Below are 21,704 nucleotides of genomic sequence, written 5' to 3'. Positions count from 1 at the left end.
CCGAATCACTTTCATGTTCCGGGAGGCTCGCGTGACCTTGCCCGACGACTTCCTCTGGGGTGTCTCCACGTCCGCGTTCCAGATCGAAGGGGCGTTCCACGACGACGGCCGCGTGCCGTCCGTGTGGGACGACTTCCCGGCGCACGAGGGCCAGACCGCCGCCGTCGCGTGCGACCACTACCACCGGTACCGCGAGGACGTCGCCCTGATGCGCGACCTCGGCGTCGGCGCCTACCGGTTCTCCGTCGCCTGGCCCCGCCTGGCCGACCTGAGCTTCTACGACCGGCTGGTGGACCTGTTGCTGGACAACGGGATCGCCCCCGTCGCCACGCTCTACCACTGGGACACCCCGAAGTCCGTCGAGGACGCCGGCGGCTGGCTCGCCCGCGACACCGCGTCCCGGTTCGCCGAGTACGCGGCGGCCGTCGGCGAGCGCCTGGCCGACCGGGTCGCGATGTGGATCCCGATCAACGAACCCGCGATCCTCACCCTCCTGGGGCACGCCATCGGCCAGCACGCGCCCGGCCGGGTCCTGCTGTTCGACGCGCTCCCGGTCGCCCACCACCTCAACCTCGCGCACGGGCTGGCCGTGCAGGCTCTCCGGTCCGCCGGCGCGAAAGCCGTAGGCACGGCGAACAACCACACCCCCGCGTGGCCCGCGACGCCCGACGACGTCGCAGCGGCGCACGCCTACTCCGCGCTGCACAACTGGCTGTTCACCGATCCGCTGCTCGCCGGCACCTACCCGGCCGAGCTGGCCGACCGCCTGCCGATCCAGGACGGCGACCTGGCGATCACCGCTCAGCCGCTCGACTTCTACGGCGTCAACTACTACAACCCGACCCGGCTGCGCAGCCCGAGCGAGGGCAACCCGCTGCCGTTCGAGCTGGTGGACATCGACGAGTACCCCAAGACGGCGTTCGACTGGCCGGTCGTGCCGCAGGGACTGTCCGAAATGGTGACGGCGCTGCGGGAACGCCACCCGAACCTGCCGCCGGTCTACATCACCGAAAGCGGGTGCAGCTACGGCGAGGACATCGAGGACAGGGCCCGGATCGCCTACCTCGACGGGCACATCGAGGCCGCGCTGGACGCCGGTGTGCGCGGGTACTTCGTGTGGTCCTTGATGGACAACTTCGAGTGGGACTCGGGCTACTCGCAGCGGTTCGGCCTGGTGCACGTGGACTACGAGACGCAAGAGCGGACGCCCCGCTCGTCCTTCGCCTGGTACCGCGATCGGATCCGCCGGTGACCGCGGTCGACCCGTGGGCCGAGCCGGTCACGCCGGTCCGCCGGTCGTGGATGGGGTGGCTGTTCCTGGCCAACCTCGGGCTGTGGCTCGGGATCTACGCACCCATCCAGGTGCTGCTGCCCCAACAGGCCGAACTGCTCGCGGACACGTCCAAGGAGGCGGTGTTCGGGCTGGTCACCGGGGTGGGCGCGGCGGTCGCGCTGGTTGCGAACCCGCTCATCGGGCTGTCGTCGGACCGCACCACGTCCCGGTTCGGGCGGCGGCACCCGTGGACGCTGGGCGGTGCGCTCGTGGGTGCGCTCGGGCTCGTGGTGCTGGCGTCGGCGTCGTCGGTGGGCGTGGTGGTCCTCGGCTGGTGCCTGGTGCAGGCCGGGTTGAACGGGATGCTGGCCGCGCTGACCTCCGCCGTGCCGGACCGGGTGCCGGTGCGGCAGCGGGCGAAGGTCGGCGGGCTGGTCGGGACCAGCCAGATGCTCGGCACCGTGCTGGGGGCGGTCCTGGTGACCGTCGTCGTGTCCGGGTTGGTCGCCGGGTACCTGGCTTGCGCGGTCGTGGTCGTGGTGGGGGCCTTGCTGTTCGTGGTGCTGACGCCGGACGCGCGGATCGTCGTGCGGCCCGAACTGCGGTGGCGCGAGCTGTGGGTGTCGCCGCGCCGGCACCCGGACTTCGCGTGGGCGTGGGGCGCGCACTTCATGATCAACCTGGGGAACGCGTTCGGCACGCTGTACCTGCTGTACTTCCTGGGCGACGTCGTGCGGCACCCGTCGCCGGAGGACGGGCTGCTGGTGCTGATGCTGTTGTACGGCGTGGCCCTGGCGCTCGGCGCGTTCGCCGTCGGCGTGTGGTCGGACCGCAGCGGGCAGCGCAAACCCTGGGTGTACGGGTCCGCGTTCGTGATGGCGCTCGCGGCCCTGCTGCTGGTGGTGTGGCCGACGTGGACCGCCGCCCTGGTGGCCGCGCCGCTGCTCGGGGTCGGGTTCGGCGGGTACTGGGCGGTGGCGCTGGCGCTGCTGACCCAGGTGCTGCCGGCCGCGTCCGACCGGGCGAAGGACTTGGGCGTGGTGAACATCGCGAACTCGTTGCCGCAGGTGGTCGCGCCGCTGTTGACGACGTTCGTGTTGGCCGGGCTTGGCGGGTACCGGGGGCTGTTCGCGGTGTCCGCGCTGGCAACGTTGTGCGCGGCGGTGCTGGTGAGCCGCGTTCGTGCGGTGGAGTGAGGAGATCGGGTGCGGTTGACAGGACGGATCGCCGTCGTGACCGGGGCGTCGCAGGGCATCGGCGCGGCGACCGCGTTGACGCTGGCGAGGCGCGGTTCGGTTGTCGTGCTGGTGGCCCGCAGCGCCGAAGCGCTCGAATCCGTCGTCCAGCGGGTCCAGGGGTTCGGCGGCCGTGCGGTCGCGGTGCCCGCGGACCTGACGGACGTCGACGCGATCGGCACGCTGGCCGAGCGGGTGCTGGGCGAGTTCGGGGCGCCGGACGTGCTGGTGAATAACGCGGGTGCCGGGCGGTGGCTGTTCCTCGACGACACCCCGGCTGCGGAGCTCGACGCCATGACCGCACTGCCGTTCTCGGCGGCACTGCACGTGACCAGGAGCTTCCTGCCCGCGATGCGGTCGCGCGGCGCGGGCCGGGTCGTGAACGTGAACTCGCCGGTGTCCCGGATGCCGATCCCGGGCGCCACCGGGTACGCGGCGTCCCGGTACGCGCTGCGCGGTCTCACCGCGGCGCTGCGCCAGGACCTGCGCGGGACGGGGGTCGGGGTGAGCGAGGTCGTGCCGGGCAAGGTGAGCAGTGCGTACTTCCGCAACAACCCGGGGGCGGAGGAACGGATCCCGCTCGTCGCGCGGCTGATCCCGACGGTCACGCCGGAGCGGGTGGCGGAGGAGATCGCGCGGGCGGTGGAGCGCGGGCGCGACGAGGTCGTGTTCCCTTGGCAGCTCAAGGCTTTCGACCTGACCAACCGGGTGCTGCCGGGCGTGGTGTCGTACCTGACCTGGCGCACCGGCACCCACCGCTGATCGGTTCCGGGCGGGCCTTGGCGCTTCGGCGAGTGCGGGCGGTGGCCTTGGCGCGGGGTTGGGGCGTGCGGCGAGCTTGGCGCGGCGCGGCTTGGCGCGTGCGGCGCGAAGTTGGTACGTGGGTGGAGGGTTGTCGGGTGGAGGCGCCTGTTCGTCGGGTGTGGCCACCGGCCCCGCGCCCTCGGGCGTGGCCTCCGGCCGGTGCGCTCGGGCGTGGCCTCCGGCCCCCGTCTCCATTGTCCCACGGGGGTACGACATTCCCGGGTGAGCGCCCCCTGGGGCTCAGTGTGCCGGCGGGGTACGACAAATCCGGCTTGGGTGTGGAAACGGCCTCCGTTGCCCGCGCGGGAGGGGCGGGCAACGGAGGCCGACGTGGTGCCCGCGGACCAGTGCCGGTCGGGGAGGGAAGGTGCACAGCACCGGCCCGCGGATGTCTGTGTGGAGTTGTAGCCGGCCGGCGGTCCGTTCGTCGCGGTCGGGGGTTCGCACGTCCCGGACCGCCGGCCAGTAGGCGGGTGCTCGACCTTGTCGCGTCGGGGGAACGACAGGTCGGGGCCGCCCGTTAGTGGGCTCGGAGCACCGCGCGTCTGGTCCGGGTGACAGGAGGGGTCACCGGGGCCGAGCGCAGGTGTCGAGCCGGGCGCGGGGCGAGGCCGCCCGCGACCAGGTGTTCGTACGCGGCGCGCCACACCGAGCAAGGGCTCTTCTGCTGCCGCCACCGTCCGGAGCACTCGGGGCAGTTGCCCTTCTCGTCCGGTTCGTGCGCGGCGAGCAGCGCCCGCCACCCCTCGGTCAGCCGAGGGAGCTCGGACCGGGCCACCGACAGGAGGGACGGGGCGTCGGCCTCGTTGGCCAGCTCGGTGAGCAGGTCCAACCTCTCCCACACCGCGTTGCGAAGAACTTGTCCGAGGATCTCGTCCACCGAAACGTCACCGTCACCTTTCCGCCTGCTCGGCGGCCTCGCGTAGCGCAGCCCTGAGCTGTACGAGCTGGTCGGCCGACAGCACCGCGGTCTCACCCGGCGGACCGACCAGGACCACGCGGCCCTGGTCGACCAGCACGGTGAGGCAGCGCTCCCGGTCCACCACGTCACTGCAGCGAATCCGCCACCAGCGGCGTTGCCCGGTCGAGCCGCGCCATCCGGAGTCGAGGTCGGTCGACTCGCGGACAGTCGGGGAAGTAGGAGTGGGGGCCGTGGCGACGGCGCGCGCTGCCGACCCACCCGTGGTGGTCACCGCCCGCTCGATCAGGTCCACTGCCGGTTCCCTCTCCGTGTTCGCTCGCTTACCGAGACTCAGATTGCGATGATTCAACCCGGATCGGGACGTCACAGCGCTAGCCGGTGGCCGTTCCACGGTAAGCGGTCAACGGAGTTCGGCAGGGCCGATCAGCCTCGCCGATCAGCACTTCCTGCGGTTGGGGGAGTGCCCCTACTCTGCCGTTGACGCCCGGAGGACTGTGAGGGGGCGCAATTGAACACCATCGGTTCGCAAGGCTCTCCTGTTACACCCGACGTGTGGGACCAGCAGGAGATGCGGGACGCGCTGGCCAGGCGGGAGATCAGCTCGGTCTACCGGCTGCTGCGCAGGCACGGCGTGTCCCAGCGCCAGATCGCGGCGCTCACGGGCCAGTCGCAGTCCGAGGTCTCGGAGATCCTCAAGGGACGCCAGGTCATGGCCTACGACGTCCTGGCGAGGATCGCCCAGGGCCTGGGTGTCCCCAGGGGATACATGGGCCTCGCCTACGACGAGGCCACGGCAGTGCGGGTGGCCGCGACCGCGGAGGCACCCCAGTCTGAGGAGGACGAGTCGGTGAAGCGAAGGAAGTTCCTCGCGCACGCCGCCGCCATCACCGTCGGCGCGGCCGTGTTCGGTACGGACTCCGGGTCTTGGGCCTCGTCGCCCGCGCAGACGCCGGCTCCCGGCCGGATCGGCATGACCGACGTCCGACAGGTGGAAGCGGCCACTCGGGCGCTCCGCACGCTGGACTACCAGTACGGCGGCGGCTCGTGCCGCGACGCCGTGGTCGCGCAGCTGTCCTGGGGGCAGCAGATGCTCGGCGCCAACGCCACGGACCTGGTGAAGGAGCGGCTCTACGTCGCCCTCGCCGACCTGCACAACCTGGCCGGCTGGACGTCGTTCGACACGGGCCTGTACGACTCGGCGCGCAACCACTTCGGCCAGGCCCTCGGGCTGGCCAAGCAGGGCCGCAAGGAAGAGCTGGTCGCGAACATCCTGTACCGGATGGGCCGCGTCTACCTGCACCAGGACGCGCCGGACGACGCGTTGAAGGTGTTCCAGCTCGGCCAGTTGGCCGCCCAGAACTCCGGTTCGGAGCTCGCGGTGGGCATCCTGTGCGCCAACGAGGCGTGGGCCTACGCGAAGATGGGCTCCGACGACCAGGCGCTGAAGCTGCTGGGCCGGGCGCGCGACGAGTTCGCCCGCGCCAACCTGAACGAGGCGCCCGCGTGGGCGAAGTTCTTCGACGCCAACGACCTGTCCGCCATGATCGGCACGGTGCACACCGAGCTGGCGCAGACCGTGGACGCCCGCAAGTACACCCGCACCGCGATTCCGGCGCTGACGAAGGCCATCAGCGGTTACGGCGACGACATGAGCCGCAGCCGCTCGTTCAACCTCACGTCCCTGTCGATCAACCACCTGCTGGAAGGCGACATCGACCACGGGGCCAAGATCGGGCGGCAGGCGATCGACCTGTCCGAGGGCCTGAAGTCGGTGCGCACCAAGGACCGCATGCGCCCGCTCCAGCTGGAAGCGGAGAAGCGCAGCAACAACGCCGACGCGCGCGAACTGGCCGACCGCCTGGCCAAGTTCACCGGCAACGACAGCGCGGCCTGACCCCGGGAGTCTCGCCTGGACGGCAGGTTCACCCCGGCCGCGCTCACCGGAGTGCTGGAGCGGCTGTGCGCCCAGCTCGGGTTGACGCACCACTCGGCGCGGCTGCTGAAGTTCACCTCCAACGCGGTGTTCGACCTCCCCGCCGACCGGGTCGTGGTCCGGATCGTCGGGTCGATGGCGTTGCGGCACCGGGCGGAGAAGGTCGTGCGGGTCGCGCGGTGGCTGCAGGCGCACGACGTGCCCGCGGTGCGGCTGGTCGAGCAGTTCCCGCAGCCGCTGGCCGTGGGCGAGCACCTCGCGACCGTCTGGCACACCGTGCGTTCCGACGGGCCGCCGGTCGACGGCCGTGACCTGGGCAGGTTGCTGCGCCGCGTGCACGCGCTGCCGCCGCCGGACTTCCCGCTGCCCCGCTGGTCGCCGCTGGACGACGTGCGCAAGCGCATCGCGGACGCCGAGGAGCTGTCCGCGCCGGACCGGTCGTTCCTGGAGGAGCGGGTCGCGCTGCTGGAGGACCGGCTCGCCGGGTTGGCGACCGTGCTGCCGGAGGGCGTCGTCCACGGGGACGCGCACCTGGGCAACCTGATCCCCAGCCCGGACGGGCCGGTGCTGTGCGACTTCGACTCGACCAGCGTGGGGCCGCGCGAGTGGGACCTGAGCACCCTCCCGGTGGGGGTGGCGCGGTTCGGCCACCCGGACCGCTGGTACCGGCAGCTGGCCCGGGAGTACCGGTTCGACGTCACCCGGTGGAGTGGTTTCGGGGTGTTGCGGGACGTGCGGGAGCTCAAGCTGACCACGAGCGTCCTGCCGATCCTGCGCAGCCACCCCGACGTGCGAGAGGAGCTGCGCCGCCGGCTGGCGGCCCTGCGCGCGGGCGACACCACCACCCCGTGGACCCCTTACCGCTGATCGCGGGGGCGTGGGGGAACGAACCGGTAACGCTCGGGCCGGTTTTTCCGAATCACGCAGCGACGGGGATGCGGGACGTGCGGTGAGGTGCGCGTGATCGAACGGCTGGTGGGTGCACGGCTCGGCGCCAAGGCACGACTGGGCGCCAAGGCGCGGTCGGGTGCCGTGGGCGGCGCGCGGCGGTGGAAGGGCAAGCGCGCCTTGGAGGCCGCGCGGATGCTCGACGAGGTCGTGGACACGCAGTTGCCGCTCTTGGCGTCCTTCGACGAAGAGCGCCGCCGCAGGTCGGCCGACTACCTCGCCGAGCTGGTGAAACTCGCCCAGGACTACCGCTACTACGCCCACGGCTGGATCGACGCCCGTGAGCTGGACCGCAGGGGCCACGCCGCCATGGCGACGCTGAGCAAGCTCCGCGAGGACCCCGAGGCCCGGCTCATCGCCGACTAGCCCGTTCGGTGCAGCTCACCGCACCGAACGGTCCACTCACCGACGAGCCGCGTGGCGGTTCCGGCGGTCATGTGGCCCACGCCCTGGTCGCGTAGTCGGCGAAGTCGATGGCCGCCCGCCCGGTCACCTCGGGCACCGCCTCGGTGGGCTCGGTGTCCTTGAGCTGCGCGAACGCTTCGATCTCGGCCTCTGTCTGCTCCTGCGGCATGCCCATGGCGTCCTGCTGCGCCCGGTACTCGTCGGCCGTGCCGCCGAACCGCACCGACCGCCCGGACGCCGCACCGATCAGCCCCAACGCCTCCGCGAAGCTCAACGCCCGCGGCCCGGTCACCTCGTAGGTGCGCCCCGCGTGCCCGTCCTCGGTCAACGCCACCGCCGCCACGGCCGCGATGTCGTCCGCGTCGACGAACCCCTGCCGAACGTCCCCGACCGGCACCGCCAGCGAGCCGGCCTCGATGGCGGGCCGGAAGAACCCCTCGTCGAAGTTCTGGTCGAACCAGTCGGCCCGCACCACGGTCCACTCCGCACCGCACGCCCGCACGGTCGCCTCGGCACCGAGCAGCCGGTCGTCACCCATCTCCTCGATACCCCGACTGGACAGCAACACCACCCGCCGCACCCCGCGCGCCACCGCCTCGTGCACGAACTCGGGGTCGATCGGCAGCTCGTGCGGCGCCATCAGGTAGACCGCCGACACCCCGGCCACCGCAGGCACCCAGGTATCCCGCTCCCCCCAGTCGAACCGCACCCGACCACGTCGTGACGCGGCCCGCACGACCAGCCCCCGCGCTTCCAGTTCCCGCACGACCCGCTTGCCGGTCGTGCCCGTCGCTCCCAACACCAAGATCTCGTCCATGCGGTCGAGTAGACCACCGGGGTACGACAGTTTCCGGTGGCGCTGCGCCTAAGTTGTTTTGTGCATCCGGCCGGAGGAGGGGGGCGTCATCGTCCTGGAACGCGAGGCGCTGAAGCTCGGGAGCACGATCGCCACGCACGCCGCCAAGTACTGGCTGCAACGGCGGAAGGCGACGTACGAGCGGAGCGCGAGCCTGGCCGAGCTGGCGCAGGCCGAGCTGAAGGGCTTGGTGCAGCGGCGCAAGCTGGAGAACCTGGTCGAGCGCATCGGGCACCAGGTGGCCGAGCAGTTGGCCCCGGTGCTGGAGCAACGGTTCTCCGACGTGCCGGACCACGAGGCCGAAGCCGCGATCCTGGCCGTCGTGTACGTGCTGGAGGACGTCGACCTGTCCGACCGGGCACTGTTGGCGAACGATGCGGATCCGGAGGTGCTGGCCAAGCAGATCCGCCGCCAGTTCCCCCAACGATCGGCGCTGCTGTCCGAACGAGCGGCCCAGCTCCACGAACTGGCCCTGGACCAGGCGTGCCGGCACCTGGTGCAGGTCGTCCGCTACCTGCCGACCTTCCCGTCCGCGGCACTGGGCGAAGTCCTGACCCGCCTGACCGCGCAGGCCGAAGCACTGGACGAACTGCTGTCCCGGACACCGACGACGAGCCTCTACGCGCCGCGCGGCGTCGACCGCGACGAGGAGTTCCGCGTCGAGTACCTGTCCCGCCTCGCCACGACCTTCGACCGCCTGGAACTGCTCGGACTGCCCGGCGACGACCAGCCGACGCTCGCGCTGACCGTGGCCTACCTGAGCTTGAGCGCGTCGGACGGCCACACACGGCGTCGCCGGACCGCATCGCGCACTCGGCCGGACTTGTGGGAGCCCGCCGCGACGGAGGGGTTGTCGGTCGAGGCCGCCATCGGCGACGAGCACCGGGTGTTGCTGCGGGGCGACGCCGGTTCGGGCAAGACGACCCTGCTCCACTGGCTGGCGGTCCAGGCGGCACGGCGGGCGCTGACCGGCGCGCTGACGGGGTGGAACGACACCGTCCCGTTCGTCGTGCTGCTGCGGATGTTCGCCGAGGGGGACCTCCCGCGGCCCGAGCAGTTCGTCGGCCTGTCCACACCGGTGGTCGCCGACCTGGCACCGGAGGCGTGGACCCACCGCGTGCTCCAGGCCGGTCGCGGGTTGCTGCTGGTGGACGGCGTGGACGAGGTGCCCGCCGGTCGCCGGCGCGCGGTGAAGGCGTGGCTGCGCGACCTGCTGGACGCGTACCCGGGCACCCGTGTGGTGGTGACGTCGAGGACGGCCGCCGCGGATGCGAAGTGGCTGGCCGGCGAGGGGTTCCGCACGGTCACGTTGGAGCCGATGAGCCCGGTGAACATCCTCGACTTCGTGGAGCGGTGGCACCGCGCGGCGGAACTGACCGGCGCCGAGGTGACGGCGGCGGAACGCCGGCTGCGGGCCCAACTGGAACGGCCGCACCTGCGGCAGCTCGCCGCCAGTCCGTTGTTGTGCGCGATGTTGTGCGCGCTGAACCTGTCGCACCGGTCGGAACTCCCGCGCAACCGCATGGAGTTGTACGCCAAGGCCCTCGCGATGCTGCTGCACCTGCGCGACGCGGAACGCGGCATCGAGACCCTGCTGACCGACACCGGGAAGCGGGTGTTGTTGCGGGACTTGGCATGGCGGTTGACCTTGGGCAACAAGGTGGAGCTGTCGACCGAGGAGGCTCTCGGGCACCTCTCGCGCAAACTGCCCGCGATGCCGGACGTGGAGGTCGAGCCGGAGGCGATCTTCACGCACTTGCTGGAGCGCAGTGGTGTGCTGCGGCAGCCCGTGCCGGGCCGGGTCGACTTCGTCCACCGGACGTTCCTGGAGTACCTCGCAGCCGAGGAGGCCGTGCAACAGCACCACATCGACACGCTGATCGCCCACGCCCACCTCGACACGTGGTGGGAGACCGTCGTGATGGCGTGCGGCCACGCGACGGCGAAACAGGCCGAGCAACTGCTGACCGGCGTCCTGGACGAGGCTGATCGGAAGCCGAAGCGGGCGCGCCGACTCCGGTTGATCGCGGCGGCGAGCCTGGAAACCGTGCGGGATGTGGACCCCGCGGTACGGGACCGGATCGACGCGGTCGTGCGCGACAGGCTGATCCCGCCGAGGAAGTCCAGCGAGGCGCGGTCACTGGCGTCGATCGGTCCGCGCCTCCTGCGCTACTTGCCGGCCGATCTGGGACAGTTCCCCGAAATGGCGGCGGCTGCCACGGTGGAAGCCGCCGTGCTCGCAGGTGCCGCCGAAGCGATGCCACTCCTCGCGTCCTACGTGAAGGACGAGCGGTCGGAGGTGCGGAGAGCGGTCATCTTGCAGTGGAAGTTCTTCGACCCGGAACAGTATGCGAAAACCGTGCTCGCCCATGATCTAGGCAACAGCTACTTGGAAGTCCCGTCGCCGCAATTCCTGCCCCAGGTCCTTCACATCGGAAGATTCGGCGGTCTGGGCCTTTCCCTCCGTCGGCACAGGAAAGTTGACCTGGCCCCTCTTGCGGGTCGCGAGGGCCTGAGGGGTATGAACCTGTTCGGCCTCTATCAAGCTGATGTCGACCTGTCCGTGCTGTCGACGTTGCCAGACCTGGACGACCTGTTCATCAGCGGTTTCGACGATTCTCGACTGTCCGGGATCGACGTCCTGCACGGGATTCGCAAAGTGACGCTTTTCAGCTGCGTATCCCGATCGCTGTCCCAGGCGGCGAGGGTGTTCGGAGTCGCGACAGACTGGAACATCGGTGATATGGCCAGCGTGGACCTCGCCGACCTGATCGAGGTGCCGTTGAGGAGTCTGATCATCCAGCACTCGGCATTCGACAGCATCGAACCCCTGGTGGCGATCCGAGGGCTGAAAAGACTTTGGATCGACAACGACGTCCAGTTCGACTATGACCTCGGCCCGCTGGCTGAACTCGAGCTGGAAAACCTGGCCATCGACGCTGAGGTCGAGTATCGCGGACTTGATCGGATACCGGCCGAGATCGTTACGCGACGGGGGCGCGAGACAGGATGACGGCCAGGCCGAAGGCGATGCCCATGATCGTCACCTCGATCGTGGCCCAGCCGACGATGGCCGTTGCCTTGTGCCGCGCGATGTGGGGCAGCAAGCGCCAGCGGATGTTGGCGCCCAGCAATGCCAGCAGGGCCGCGCAGACGATTTTCGCCAGCAGCACCAAGCCGTACGAGGTGGTGAAGAGCGAGCCGGGCAGAGCTACCACGGGGTTCAGGAAGAGCTCCAGCAAGCCGTTGAACAAGCCCGTGACCGAGACCAGCGCCAAGCTCACCGTGGCCAGCTTGGAGAACTTCGGCAGCGCGTCCGCCAGCAACCCCCGCCGATGGGACACGAGCACGACCAGCGCCGCCAAGCCACCCGTCCACGCCGCCGCGCCCAGGACGTGCAGCTCCATCGAGATCATGGAGTAGTCGTGGTACTTCCAGTTCGACGCGTGCCCGGTCACCGGTAGCGGCAGCAGGCCGAACATGGAGATCAGGATGCGCAGCTCCGCCGGCACGGACTCGCCGCGCCGCACCGCCATCACCCCGACCACGACGTACGTCAGCGCGCACACCGCACTGAACAGCAGCCCCTGCCCCGCGCCGACCCGCTGCACGTAGTCCACGACCGAGCTCATGGTCACCGGGACGTCCGGCCGCGTCTCGTACGCCCTGATCACGATCGACAGCAGCGCGGTGAACGCCCACACGGCCGCCGCGACCACCGCCGCCGGTCGGGCCACGCGCAGCACGGGCTCGGTCGCCGCCGGTCGGGTGAAACCCAGCAGCTTGGGCAGCAGCGACAGGCCCACGACGACCGTGGCGGCCAAGTCCAGCAAGGTCCTGACCAGCGGGTGGGCGAACCGGACCACCGCCCCGGGTTCGGCCACGCCCACCGCTTCGGGCGTGGTCGACAGTCCCAGGCCCAGGAGCACGCCGACGCACCCGCCCGCGAGCAGGCCGACGACGACCCAGTGCCGGGAGGTCCGGGTGGTGGTCCGGTCCACGGTCACCTCTTGGCGCCCGTCCCGCCGCGCAGCGCGAAGTACACGCCGCCGCCCAGCAGCACCACGGCGCCGGCGATCCACACCCAGATCGGCACGCCGCCGTCACCACCGTCCGAGACCGGCGAAGAGCTGGCCGCGGTGGTCGTGGGCGCCGGAGTGCCGTTGCCCGCGGCGGTGAGGGTGAACTTCAGCGAGCCGGTGACGGGGTGGCCGTCGGCGGACAGGACCCGGTAGCCCACCTTGTACTCGGCCGCCGGGCCGAGCGGGCGGACCTTGAAGACCACCGAGTTGTTCTTCACGGTCGGCTCGTCCGCGGCTTCCCAGTGGGACTCGTCCGGGCCGATGACCGTGATGGTGTTGAACTTCTCACCCGCCTGGACCGGCTGGTCGAAGGTCAGGGTGATCTCCGCCGGTCCGGCCGCCAGGGCCTCGCCGTCCTTCGGGTTGCTGCTGACCAGCACGTTGTGCGCGGAGGCGGTGCCGGACGTGGTCAGCGCCAGGCCGCCCGCGAGCAGGCCGGCCAGCAGCAGGGAGAGCGTGCGCCTCATGCCGACGGAGTACCCGTCGCACGGCGGGACCGCAGGACGGCGCCGATGCCGATGCCCAGGCCGAGGGCGCCGACGGCCAACCCCGCGCCGCCCAGCCAGCGGGCGGTCTTGTCCGAGGACTGCGCTGCCGCCTGCGGTTCCTGCGCGGACGCGGTGACGGCGCTGCCGTGCGCGTCGCCGCCGGACTTCTTCACCAGGTTGAGCACGGGCGCGGGCTTCTCCGGCTCCGCGGCGCCCTCGGCGGGCGGGGGCGCGCTCCAGTCCACGACCTCGCCGTTGTCGTAGGTCTGCTTGGTGGGCAGGACCAGCTTGTCGGTGTTGTCCGGCAGCGGCCCGATGGACAGGTCGAACTCGTTGAACTGCCCCGGCTCGATGCGCACGCCCGGGTCGGCGGTCCACACGACGGTGCGGACGGCCTCGGTGACCTCGCGGCCGTGGCTCTTGATCGGCGTGTCCAGCTTGGCCTTGACCGCCTCGACCTTCCAGCCCGGCGTGGGCTTGGTGCTGACCGAGGCCAGCGGGTACTCGGCGGGCAGGGTCAGTTCGAGCTTGACGGTGCCGTTGTTCGGCCGCTCGTTGGGCACGCGCAGGGTGACCTTGGTGTAGCCGCCCTGGACGGCGTCCTTCGGGGTCGAGGCGGTGACGTGCGCGGACGCGAGGCCGGCGGTGCTCACGAGGGCGAAGGCGGCGGCGGCCAGCACGGCGCCGCCCTTGGCGTACGTGCGCACGCCAAAGCGATTTGTCGACATGAAGATGTGGCTCCTGATGCCAGAAGGGATGTGTGGGTTCCGGGGATCAGGAGCAGAGCGGGGGACCGCGGCGGCCGTGCACGCGTCTGAGCAGCACGGACATCCACACGTCCGGGACGGGGGCCACCCGGACGGGTGTCGCCGGCACGGCGACGGGCGCGAACGACCACAGCACCGGGAGGAGCCGCGACACCGCCCACACCAGGGCGTCCAGCACCGCGTCCGCCCGGACCAGCAGCAGCCCGGTCAGCAGCGCCGCGACGACGTGGGCCGTCGTCATCGCGACCGGGCCGAAGCCCAGCCCGGCGCCGACGTCCTCGTGGTGGCCGAGGTTGAGCAGCGTGTGCTGCGCCACCTGGGCGAAACCGAGGGTCGGGAGGAGGGTCCACGGCCCGCGCCCGCGCACCGCCGTGCTCGCCAGCGCGATGAGCACGGTGAGCGGCAGGGCGGGCGCGAACTCGGTGACCTCGCCGCCCGCAGCACCGTGCGCGGCGACGCTGAGTGCCGCCGACGTCACGGCGAGCAACACGGCCCGCGCGAAGCGGGTCGGCGCCGGACGTCGGGTCATGCACAGAGCGTAGGAGACCGCTCCACCAACGTGTGAGTCGCCGGCGTTAACCGCAGGTTTGGAATGCTCCACACGGGGGAACAGGCGGCCGGTGAAAACCGCACAACACTCCATCGACCAGCCGCTGCCCGGCGAACCCCGCGCCGATCTGCCCGGCCGCACCGACCCCGCGGTGTTCGGGGTCGCGGCCGCGGTCGCGCTCGGGTTCGTCGCCTGGGGCGTGTTCGGCACCGACTCGCTCGCGGGTGTGTCGAAGACCGTCCTGGACCGGGTCATCGGCCACCTCGGGTGGGCGTTCGTGCTGGTGGCCTCGGGTTTCGTGGGTTTCGCGCTGTGGCTCGCGGTCAGCCGGTACGGCCGCGTGCCGCTGGGCCGCGACGGCGAGGAACCCGAGTTCCGCACGGTGTCCTGGGTCGCGATGATGTTCAGCGCGGGCATGGGCATCGGCCTGATGTTCTACGGCGTCACCGAACCGCTCTCCCACTTCGTGAACCCGCCACCGGGCACCGTGCCCGCCAGGTCCGACGAGGCGTTGCGCACCGCGATGTCCACCACGCTCTTCCACTGGACCGTCCACCCGTGGGCGATCTACGCGGTCGTCGGCCTGGCCATCGCGTACAGCAGCTTCCGGCGGGGCCGGAGCCAACTGGTCAGCGCCGCGTTCGCACCGCTGCTGGGCACCCGCCGCGCGAGCGGTCCGGCCGGCCGCGCGATCGACGTGCTCGCCGTCTTCGCCACCCTGTTCGGCTCCGCCGCCTCCCTCGGCCTCGGCGCCCTGCAGATCGGCAGCGGCCTCCAGGCGGCGGGCGTCGGCGGGGTCGGCAACGCCGTGCTGGTGTGCGTGATCGCCCTGCTGACGGTGGCGTTCGTCGCGTCCGCGGTGTCCGGCGTGGCGCGCGGCATCCAGTGGCTGTCCAACACGAACATGGTGCTGGCCGTCGTGCTGGCGGTGTTCGTGTTCGTGGTCGGGCCGACGGTGTTCGTGCTCAACCTGGTGCCGGCCGCGATCGGCGGCTACTTCGGCGACCTGGCCGACATGGCGGGCCGCACCGCCGCGTCCGGCGGCGACGCGACCGCGACGTGGTTGAGCGGCTGGACGATCTTCTACTGGGCGTGGTGGATCTCGTGGACGCCGTTCGTCGGCATGTTCATCGCGCGGATCAGCCGAGGCCGGACCGTCCGGCAGTTCGTGGCGGGCGTGATCGGCGTGCCGAGCCTGGTCAGCCTGCTGTGGTTCTGCGTGTTCGGCGGCACGGCGGTGTTCCTGCAGCGCGAGGGCGTCGACCTGGCGGGCGCGGCCACCCCGGAGGGCCGGCTGTTCGCGCTCCTGGAGCACTACCCGTTGGCGGCGGTCGCCGCGGTCGTGGTCGTGGTGCTGGTGGCGATCTTCTTCGTCTCCGGCGCGGACGCGGCGTCGGTGGTCATGGGCACGCTGTCGCAGCGCGGGTCCATCGCGCCGACCAAGGGCGTCGTCGTGTTCTGGGGCGTGCTGACCGGCGCGATGGCCGCGGTGATGCTCCTGGTCGGCGGCTCGAACGCGTTGACCGGCCTGCAGAACCTGACGATCATCGCGGCGGTGCCGTTCACGGCGGTGATGGTCGGGCTCTGCGTGTCCCTGGCACGGGACCTGCGCACCGACCCGCTGTTCGCGCGGGAGGAGCCCGAGGAGCCCCTCGGGCCGGAGGAGACGGCGTGGCGAACGGTCGAACGGCTCGTCACCGGGCGCCGCTGACCACCGTGGGAGCGTTCTCGCGTATAACAGCGCAATTCCGAGCCAAGTCATCCCTGTAATGTGTGCTCCACATCACTTCGGGTCGGTTTTGTCACGATACGCACATATTTAGCGCTAACAACGATCCGCCCGGCCCGGTCGGCAGGCGGGGAGGGATCCGGGCTACCACCCCCGGATCCCTCCCCGTTCTTGCTGCGACGGCCCCCGAACTCGGCATGAGGAACGGCAACGCGCCTGGGTGCAGCCTTCACGATATGCGCGTACGGGATAACTCAGGATTACGTGTTCCCCGCGATTTGCGGAGAGTTTGCGCACTAATCACGAAACTGCCATGATCGCAAGTCGAACCCCGGTAGGGGTGACGGTCGGTGACGATCACCGAGAGCGGATCGACTGGACTCGACCCCGTTTTCGCAACCGACCATTGACGTCTTCCTGCCCGCTCTCCGAACACTTAGAGTCTTTCGCACCGCGCGGAGCAGTGCCCGACTACCAGGGCGCACTCCGCTCAGCGCGGACCCTGAACTCGGCATATGCGGAAGGGAACAATTCAATGTCCGGATGCGCCAGGGAGGCGCGATGAGGGACGCCTCCGCGGTCCCTCCGCGAACCGTGCTGCCGCGCCAGCGGGACGCGACCAGCGTGGCGGACCCGACGCCGCTCGTCACCGAACTGGCGGCGCTGGGCCGTGAGGTCTCGGCGGACAGCGGCACCACGCTGGTGGAACAGGGTGCCGCGCAGGCGCCGGTGTTCCTGGTGACCGGCGGTGTGGTGAAAGCCCTGCGGTCGGCGCAACCGGACAGCGCGCCCATGCTGCTGGCCATCCACACCAGGGGTGACGTGCTCGGAGTCGCGGACGCCCTGCTCGGCCGGCCCGCCCACCTGTCGTACACGGTGGCGAAGGGCGCGACGCTGAAGGTGGTGCCGCGCACGACGTTCCTCACGCTGGTCCGCTCGAACCCGGCGGTCGCCCTCGCCATGTCCGCCGGGCTCGCCCAGGACGTGCAGCTGCGCGACCGCTCGCTGGCCTACGCGCCGCTCGACGTGGAGAGCCGGCTGGTGGCGTTCCTCGACCAGCAGGGGCAGTCCTGCGCGCGGACTTCCGAGGGCTGGGTGTTGTTCGACCTCGGGCTCACCCAGCTGGACCTCGCCGCGGCGATCGGCGCATCGCAGCCCTCGGTGCACAAGGCGCTGAAGAAGCTGCACAAAGAGGGCAAGGTTTCCACCGGTTACCGGACTCTGTACGTGAAACAACGGTTGTCGTCACTGGCTCTTCGCGACGAGGAGCCGGGTCCGGTCGGCGACGAAAGCGGCGACCAGGTGTGAGGTGTCCGGTTCTCGTCGTGCACGCGCGCGTACGACGAGAACCGGACGGCCGGGTGGTCGCTCGGGCAAGAGCAGCCACCATCCCCGTGCTCCGGCTGACCCATCAGCGACGCCCAGGGCGCGGTACCGGTGTCGCCACCGAGTACCGCTTGTCGGCGTCGGCCAGATTACCCAATCCGCTGGGTTCCGTCCCGGCGATCGGCGCGTACGGGAAGTCGCGGGAAGTCTGGGAAAGTCGATGACCTCGTCTTTTGTGTTTCTTGCGTGGCTGTCGCGCCGCAAGCGTCCGGAGACCGGTTCGGCGACCCCGAAGTCGTGGGAAACCGTGGGAAGCGACTTGGGCCCTGCGGTCGTGCGCGACACGCGCCGGTTGATTTGCCGGCGATCGAATGCGGGTGCGACGATGGCGGTAGTCCAGAAGATGAAGCACTTAGTACGCAGGGGCAACTGCGAGCTGCATCGGATGGACCACCCCACCGCCTCCGGCTGACCCACCCCAGGAAGGAGACCGGGATGTCCCGGCTCACCAGTGTCGCGACCGTCGGTCCCGACCGCCCGCCCGCGCGGCGCGGCCCGACCACCCAGCACGTGTGGATGACGTTGCTGGTCTTCGGCTTCACCGCCCTGTTGATCGTGTTGGGGCAGGAGCCGGCACCGGCCCTGGGCCTCGCCCTCGCCGGCTTGGCGGGGGTCCTGCTGCTCACCTCTGCCGGCCCCGCGCTCAACGCGCTGCGCCGAGCGACCGTGCACGCCTTGTCCAACGACGCCGGCGACACCGGCACGGGTCAGCCGGGGAGCGCGTCGTGAACGGCAGCCGGGGGGAGCACGCGGCCGCGCACCTGACCCCGGTCGTCGAGTTCCACAGCCGCTACATGGCCGCGTCCCGCGGGCAGCGCCACAGCGTCGAGGTGATCGACGCCGTGTGCCAGACGCGCCTGCTGCCGTGGTCGGCGTACCGCGTCCAGTCGTGCGTCCAGGACAAGGCCGACCGCCGACGCTTGTTCGAGCTGTACCAGGTGGCGGCCCGCGCGGTGGCCCGGAGCGCCGACCGGGTGCCACCCGACGAGCCCCGCGGCCCGGCCGCCGATCCGGCCCTCCCCCGGCCGCCGGTCGACGCCACGCCGGACTCGGCGTTGCAGGCCCGCACCGTGCCCGAGTTCACGGCGTTGTTGCGGCTGATCGCCGCCAACTCCGGCCTCAACCGCAACCAACTCGCCGTGCGGGCGCGGATCCCGACCAGCAGCGCCTACCGCCTGCTCGACGAGGCGAACACCGTGCTGCCCACCAAGGGCGAGCAGGTGCGTGCGCTGTGCGAAGCCGCCGGGCTCAACGAACACCAGGCGGACCGCGTGTGGCGGCTGTGGCGGGAACTGCGCGCGGCGGACCGGAGGAGCGGGGCCAAAGCGCCGCTCACCCCGGTCGAAGACCTCCCCGCCGACGTCGAACCCGAGCTCGACGGAGGTGCCGACGAGGACACGGCGCGCATCCCGCGAGCGGGCCTGGAACGCCCGCGACCACGCAAACGCCGCTGGCCCGCGGTGGCGCTGATCGTGCTGGCGGTGTTGTTGGGACTCGCGCTGTGCGCGTGGGTCGTGCTGGGGACGCTGGGCGACGGGCGCCCGGCGTCGTCACCCGGCACGGCCAGCGCGATCGCCGCCACCGGGGGTTTCCTGCTGGCCTCGGTGATCTCGATCAGGCAGCAGCGCCGCGTGTCGGCGACCGTCGACGCCATCCGGCGGACGTGACCCTCAGGACACGCCGAGGCGCTTGAGCAGTTCCGCTTCCAGCGCGTCCAGGTCCGTGCCGACGGCCCGGTGCGCGGCCTTGCGGCGCGGCGCGGGCATGCGTTCGGCGGCCCGCACCGCCGCCAGCAGCTGCGACAGCCGGGTCCGGGCGGCCTCCGCGAACGGCCGGTCGGTGTCCTCGACCTGCTCCAGCGCCTCGGCGAAGCCGGTGATGCGGGCGTGCAGCCGCGCGCCGCGGCCGGAGTACCGCGTGAGCTGGTCGACCGGCACGCCGAGCCGGCGGGCGCGGTAGTGGTCGTAGCGGTCGCTGACCAGCGCCGCCGCCCGCGCCGCGAGCGGTGCCACCACCGGGATCAGCGCCGGTGCGACGACCTTCGCCACCCCGACGAGGTTCTTGGCCCGGCCGGGGGTCAAGCCCTTGCTCCGTTCGCGTGCCATCGCGCGCGCCACCTCCAGACACTCCACCCGAACACTAGAGGTCGGGGCGGGTCTGCGCACAGAAGATCCACTGCCGTCCGCGAGGTTGCCGGTACAAGTGTCGGTGCGTCGTCATACGCTTCAGTCGTGACTTCCCAGGTGCAGCTCGACGCCGGCGTGGTCACTCGTTGCCGGCGGCGGGTGCACCTCGAACACGATCCAGCGATGCGGGACGCCCCCAAAGCGGCCCCCGACCCCACCGGCCAGCTCCGCAAGGCCGACGCCACCGAACACCGGCGCGCGGTCGCCGCCGCCCTCGGCCGGGTCGTCGGCTCGGACCTCATGGAGATCCCGCACGACGTGCCCACGGCCGACCGCGAGCGCGTGACCGCGTCCGCGATGGAGGCCGGCATCCCCTACATCTGGGGCGCGGCCCTGCCCCGCGACGAGCGCGGCGGCCGGCGCGGCGGCATCGACCTGCTGGTGAAGGACACGTCCGGGTACGTGCCGGTGCTCGTCGTGCGGCACAAGGTCACCGACCCCGGCTCGGGCGCCCGCACGTCCCCGCTGTCCCACCCGCTGCCCGGCGGCGCGCGCGTCGACCCGCTGCGCAAGGTCCGCCCGCAGCCCCGCGACCAACTCCGGTTGGCGCACGCCCAGCGCCAGCTCCAGGCGTCCGGGTACGCCGTGCAGGGTCGGGCGTACGGCGGCGTGGTCGGCATGGACGGCGACGTCGTGGTGTGGCACGACCTCGAGGCCCCGACGTGGCCCGGCGGGCGGACCGCGCTGGCCGAGTACGACTCCCGCTTCTCCGACCGGCTGGCCGTGGCGGCGGCGGCCCTGAACGGCGCCACCCCCCTCGCCCGCCCGTCGCGGATCGTCGAGTGCCGCAGCTGCCCGTGGTGGCCGGTGTGCGAGGTCGACCTGCGGTCGGCGCGGGACGTGAGCCTGGTCGTGCGCGGCGAGGACGCCGTGGCGCTGCGCAAGGCCGGAGTATCCACAGTGGACGACCTGGCGGCCCTGGACCCGCACGACCCGCCCGCCACCCCGCTGGTCGGGATGCTGCACGCGGACGCCGTCATCCTGGCCCGCGCGTGGCTGCGGGACCTCACCGTCGTGCGGCGGGTGCCGTCCATGGACGTGCCGCGCGCCGACGTCGAGGTGGACGTCGACATGGAGAGCTTCGGCGACCTGGGCGCGTACATGTGGGGCTGCTGGCTGTCCGGCGCCGACGTGGGTGAGGAACACGGCTACCGCGCCTTCGCCACCTGGGACCCGCTGCCGTGCGACGACGAGGCGAGGTCGTTCGCGGAGTTCTGGGGCTGGCTGACCGGCATCCGCCTGCGCGCCCGCGCGCGGGGGCTGACGTTCCGGGCGTACTGCTACAACGAGCTGGCCGAGAACCGGTGGCTGATCGGGTCGGCGGAGCGGTTCAAGGGCCGGCCGGGGATCCCGACCGTGGGGCAGGTCAAGGAGTTCATCGCGTCCGACTCGTGGGTGGACCTGTTCGGCATCGTGCAGGACCAGTTCCTGTGCGCCCACGGCAAGGGCCTGAAGACGATCGCCCCCGTGGCCGGCTTCGCGTGGCGCGACCCGGAGGCCGGCGGCGAGAACTCGATGCGCTGGTACCGGGACGCGGTGGGAATGGACGGCGCACCCCCGAACCCGGCCCAACGGCGGCGGCTGCTGGAGTACAACGAGGACGACGTCCGGGCCACGCACGCACTGCGCGAGTGGATGACGTCGGACGCCATGAACAACCTGCCCTTCGCCGGCGACCTCTGAGTCCGCGGACGAAGCGCTTAGCGGAGAAAGCCGTTCTTAGGGCATCGTCGCTGGTAGAGTGGCTGTGCGGTGATCTTCAGGTATGTCACTCGATCGTGTGACATGTCGGTTTGGGAACCGAACGGCGACTCGCGCATCCCGTAAACAAGGAGCGCGGGACCACGGCAGGCAACGCTCGGCTCCAACCGGGCCGACGCTCCCGCCGACCGGAACCGACCGCCGGCGGGCTCGGTCGCCGGTATGGCTCGGAGCACGCGGGGGCACGCCGGCGGGTTCACGAGCGACGACGTGCGCCGAGCGACGAGCTGCGGCCAGCGACGACGTTCACGCCGTCCCCGCGCGGGGTTCGGGATGCGCCGCCCGGCGCGCTGACATGAGGCCCCTCGGGCGCGCGGGCTCGACTTGAGGCGCCCTCGGGTCCGCAGCTCGGGCCGCGTGGGTTCGGCCCGCGCCGGCC

Annotated in this window: 20 protein-coding genes; 12 read left to right on the top strand and 8 right to left on the bottom strand. The window is 71.4% G+C overall.

Going from position 1 to position 21,704, the window contains the following annotated elements:
• The first annotated feature begins 13 nt into the window (after positions 1–13).
• Genes DFJ66_RS23610 through DFJ66_RS23600 form a run of 3 tightly spaced genes read left to right on the top strand, consistent with a single transcriptional unit; the run spans position 14 to position 3,270 of the window.
• Positions 14–1,252 carry a GH1 family beta-glucosidase gene (locus DFJ66_RS23610; protein WP_170199614.1) on the top strand — a complete coding sequence of 413 codons (1,239 nt, stop codon included), beginning with the start codon at positions 14–16 and terminating at the stop codon, positions 1,250–1,252.
• 50 nt (positions 1,253–1,302) lie between these two features.
• Positions 1,303–2,469 (top strand): MFS transporter, encoded by a 1,167-nt coding sequence (locus DFJ66_RS23605; RefSeq protein WP_121231630.1) that lies wholly within the window; start codon positions 1,303–1,305, stop codon positions 2,467–2,469.
• A 9-nt stretch (positions 2,470–2,478) separates the two neighbouring features.
• A complete protein-coding gene (locus tag DFJ66_RS23600) occupies positions 2,479–3,270 on the top strand; it encodes an SDR family NAD(P)-dependent oxidoreductase (RefSeq protein ID WP_121223854.1) in 792 nt (263 codons plus the stop codon).
• A 562-nt stretch (positions 3,271–3,832) separates the two neighbouring features.
• On the opposite strand, the gene DFJ66_RS23595 is transcribed toward DFJ66_RS23600, so the two are convergent.
• Together DFJ66_RS23595 and DFJ66_RS23590 are read right to left on the bottom strand one after the other, a co-directional pair.
• Positions 3,833–4,192 carry a hypothetical protein gene (locus tag DFJ66_RS23595; protein ID WP_121223852.1) on the bottom strand — a complete coding sequence of 120 codons (360 nt, stop codon included), beginning with the start codon at positions 4,190–4,192 and terminating at the stop codon, positions 3,833–3,835.
• A gap of 13 nt (positions 4,193–4,205) precedes the next feature.
• On the bottom strand, positions 4,206–4,526 hold the full coding sequence (locus tag DFJ66_RS23590; protein ID WP_121223850.1) for a hypothetical protein: 321 nt from the start codon (positions 4,524–4,526) through the stop codon (positions 4,206–4,208).
• 276 nt (positions 4,527–4,802) lie between these two features.
• On the opposite strand from DFJ66_RS23590, the gene DFJ66_RS23585 reads away from it, so the two are divergent.
• From DFJ66_RS23585 to DFJ66_RS23575, 3 genes are all read left to right on the top strand, one after another.
• Positions 4,803–6,128 (top strand): helix-turn-helix domain-containing protein, encoded by a 1,326-nt coding sequence (locus DFJ66_RS23585; protein ID WP_246030235.1) that lies wholly within the window; start codon positions 4,803–4,805, stop codon positions 6,126–6,128.
• A 15-nt stretch (positions 6,129–6,143) separates the two neighbouring features.
• On the top strand, positions 6,144–7,034 hold the full coding sequence (locus tag DFJ66_RS23580; protein WP_121223846.1) for an aminoglycoside phosphotransferase family protein: 891 nt from the start codon (positions 6,144–6,146) through the stop codon (positions 7,032–7,034).
• Between the two features lie 93 nt (positions 7,035–7,127).
• Positions 7,128–7,481 carry a hypothetical protein gene (locus DFJ66_RS23575; RefSeq protein ID WP_246029878.1) on the top strand — a complete coding sequence of 118 codons (354 nt, stop codon included), beginning with the start codon at positions 7,128–7,130 and terminating at the stop codon, positions 7,479–7,481.
• Positions 7,482–7,548: 67 nt separating this feature from the next.
• Here DFJ66_RS23575 and DFJ66_RS23570 read toward each other — a convergent pair whose 3' ends face one another.
• Positions 7,549–8,337 (bottom strand): SDR family oxidoreductase, encoded by a 789-nt coding sequence (locus DFJ66_RS23570; protein ID WP_121223844.1) that lies wholly within the window; start codon positions 8,335–8,337, stop codon positions 7,549–7,551.
• A 58-nt stretch (positions 8,338–8,395) separates the two neighbouring features.
• On the opposite strand from DFJ66_RS23570, the gene DFJ66_RS23565 reads away from it, so the two are divergent.
• Entirely contained in the window at positions 8,396–11,389 is a 2,994-nt protein-coding gene (locus DFJ66_RS23565) for an NACHT domain-containing protein (protein ID WP_121223842.1), read from the top strand.
• Here the strand turns inward: DFJ66_RS23565 and DFJ66_RS23560 are convergent.
• Genes DFJ66_RS23560 through DFJ66_RS23545 form a run of 4 tightly spaced genes read right to left on the bottom strand, consistent with a single transcriptional unit; the run spans position 11,361 to position 14,242 of the window.
• Positions 11,361–12,383, bottom strand: a complete 1,023-nt coding sequence (locus DFJ66_RS23560; protein ID WP_121223840.1) for a copper resistance D family protein — start codon at positions 12,381–12,383, stop codon at positions 11,361–11,363. The two genes, DFJ66_RS23565 and DFJ66_RS23560, sit on opposite strands and share 29 nt — an antisense overlap.
• Entirely contained in the window at positions 12,380–12,925 is a 546-nt protein-coding gene (locus DFJ66_RS23555; RefSeq protein ID WP_121223837.1) for a copper resistance CopC family protein, read from the bottom strand. The genes DFJ66_RS23560 and DFJ66_RS23555 overlap by 4 nt, the downstream gene beginning before the upstream one ends.
• Entirely contained in the window at positions 12,922–13,674 is a 753-nt protein-coding gene (locus DFJ66_RS23550) for a YcnI family copper-binding membrane protein (protein ID WP_121223835.1), read from the bottom strand. The genes DFJ66_RS23555 and DFJ66_RS23550 overlap by 4 nt, the downstream gene beginning before the upstream one ends.
• 46 nt (positions 13,675–13,720) lie before the next feature.
• Complete coding sequence (locus DFJ66_RS23545) at positions 13,721–14,242, bottom strand: hypothetical protein (protein WP_121223833.1); 522 nt, start codon at positions 14,240–14,242, stop codon at positions 13,721–13,723.
• A 91-nt stretch (positions 14,243–14,333) separates the two neighbouring features.
• On the opposite strand from DFJ66_RS23545, the gene DFJ66_RS23540 reads away from it, so the two are divergent.
• The 4 genes from DFJ66_RS23540 (at position 14,334) to DFJ66_RS23525 (ending at position 19,045) form a co-directional block, all read left to right on the top strand.
• On the top strand, positions 14,334–15,974 hold the full coding sequence (locus DFJ66_RS23540; RefSeq protein WP_121223831.1) for a BCCT family transporter: 1,641 nt from the start codon (positions 14,334–14,336) through the stop codon (positions 15,972–15,974).
• A 579-nt stretch (positions 15,975–16,553) separates the two neighbouring features.
• Positions 16,554–17,300 carry a Crp/Fnr family transcriptional regulator gene (locus DFJ66_RS23535; protein WP_147459342.1) on the top strand — a complete coding sequence of 249 codons (747 nt, stop codon included), beginning with the start codon at positions 16,554–16,556 and terminating at the stop codon, positions 17,298–17,300.
• A gap of 513 nt (positions 17,301–17,813) precedes the next feature.
• Positions 17,814–18,107, top strand: coding sequence for a hypothetical protein (locus tag DFJ66_RS23530; RefSeq protein ID WP_121223827.1), 294 nt, complete (start codon positions 17,814–17,816; stop codon positions 18,105–18,107).
• Positions 18,104–19,045: a hypothetical protein gene (locus tag DFJ66_RS23525; protein ID WP_121223825.1), complete on the top strand. Its 942-nt coding sequence runs from the start codon at positions 18,104–18,106 to the stop codon at positions 19,043–19,045. The genes DFJ66_RS23530 and DFJ66_RS23525 overlap by 4 nt, the downstream gene beginning before the upstream one ends.
• A 3-nt stretch (positions 19,046–19,048) precedes the next feature.
• Here DFJ66_RS23525 and DFJ66_RS23520 read toward each other — a convergent pair whose 3' ends face one another.
• Positions 19,049–19,483: a DUF6474 family protein gene (locus tag DFJ66_RS23520; RefSeq protein ID WP_121231626.1), complete on the bottom strand. Its 435-nt coding sequence runs from the start codon at positions 19,481–19,483 to the stop codon at positions 19,049–19,051.
• Positions 19,484–19,609: 126 nt separating this feature from the next.
• Between DFJ66_RS23520 and DFJ66_RS23515 the strand changes: the two genes are divergently transcribed.
• The gene (locus tag DFJ66_RS23515) at positions 19,610–21,247 is read left to right on the top strand and encodes a TM0106 family RecB-like putative nuclease (RefSeq protein ID WP_121223823.1); all 1,638 of its coding nucleotides are present in this window, start codon (positions 19,610–19,612) and stop codon (positions 21,245–21,247) included.
• Positions 21,248–21,704: the final 457 nt, after the last annotated feature.

Origin of the sequence: Saccharothrix variisporea (genome assembly GCF_003634995.1) — a bacterium.
Lineage (GTDB): Bacteria > Actinomycetota > Actinomycetes > Mycobacteriales > Pseudonocardiaceae > Actinosynnema > Actinosynnema variisporeum.
This window is presented reverse-complemented; position numbering and strand designations above follow the sequence as displayed.

Excerpts from the sequence above, each read along its gene's own strand:
- DFJ66_RS23610 (WP_170199614.1), top strand. The coding sequence starts at position 14 with ATGTTCCGGGAGGCTCGCGTGACCTTGCCCGACGACTTCCTCTGGGGT.
- DFJ66_RS23605 (WP_121231630.1), top strand. The coding sequence starts at position 1,303 with ATGGGGTGGCTGTTCCTGGCCAACCTCGGGCTGTGGCTCGGGATCTAC.
- DFJ66_RS23585 (WP_246030235.1), top strand. The coding sequence starts at position 4,803 with ATGCGGGACGCGCTGGCCAGGCGGGAGATCAGCTCGGTCTACCGGCTG.
- DFJ66_RS23570 (WP_121223844.1), bottom strand. The coding sequence starts at position 8,337 with ATGGACGAGATCTTGGTGTTGGGAGCGACGGGCACGACCGGCAAGCGG.
- DFJ66_RS23555 (WP_121223837.1), bottom strand. The coding sequence starts at position 12,925 with ATGAGGCGCACGCTCTCCCTGCTGCTGGCCGGCCTGCTCGCGGGCGGC.
- DFJ66_RS23550 (WP_121223835.1), bottom strand. The coding sequence starts at position 13,674 with ATGTCGACAAATCGCTTTGGCGTGCGCACGTACGCCAAGGGCGGCGCC.
- DFJ66_RS23545 (WP_121223833.1), bottom strand. The coding sequence starts at position 14,242 with ATGACCCGACGTCCGGCGCCGACCCGCTTCGCGCGGGCCGTGTTGCTC.
- DFJ66_RS23535 (WP_147459342.1), top strand. The coding sequence starts at position 16,554 with ATGAGGGACGCCTCCGCGGTCCCTCCGCGAACCGTGCTGCCGCGCCAG.
- DFJ66_RS23530 (WP_121223827.1), top strand. The coding sequence starts at position 17,814 with ATGTCCCGGCTCACCAGTGTCGCGACCGTCGGTCCCGACCGCCCGCCC.
- DFJ66_RS23520 (WP_121231626.1), bottom strand. The coding sequence starts at position 19,483 with ATGGCACGCGAACGGAGCAAGGGCTTGACCCCCGGCCGGGCCAAGAAC.